The following is a 414-nucleotide window of genomic DNA, read 5'->3' as shown; positions in this document are numbered from 1 at the left end:
GACGGCAAAGCCACGGAAGGTGATGGCGTGCAACTGAGTGGTGCCATCACTGACGGCACGGTGAACGGCACCTCCGACACTGGGTCAGGTATTAAAGTGGATGACGATACCCAACTGGATAACGCTACCCTCAATGGCACCAGTCCGGACGGCAAGGGGGTGGAGATCGCCGCTAACCTGAGCGGCAACAACGGCAGCGCAGTGCACGGCGATACCACTAACGGCACGGGGGTGGATGTGGCGCCGAATGCGGCGCTGACCGGTGGCGGCGCAGACGATCTGTTGGCGGTGAGCGGCAATGCCACTGGCGAAGATGGCACTGGTGTGCAGTTGGAGGGCAACAATGTCCTCGATAACACCAGCTTAACCGGTAATGCCACCAATGGCACCGGCGTGGATATCGACGGCCCGCTA

Annotated in this window: 1 pseudogene; it reads left to right on the top strand. The window is 61.1% G+C overall.

Features of this window, described 5'->3' with window-relative positions:
- Window positions 1-414 (top strand): annotated as a pseudogene (locus AEP37_RS26895) (hypothetical protein); the annotation flags it as partial.

Source organism: Yersinia pekkanenii, assembly GCF_001152565.1.
In the GTDB taxonomy this organism is placed as follows: domain Bacteria; phylum Pseudomonadota; class Gammaproteobacteria; order Enterobacterales; family Enterobacteriaceae; genus Yersinia; species Yersinia pekkanenii.
Note: the sequence above shows the minus strand (reverse complement) of the source record. Positions and strands in the feature narration are given on the sequence as shown.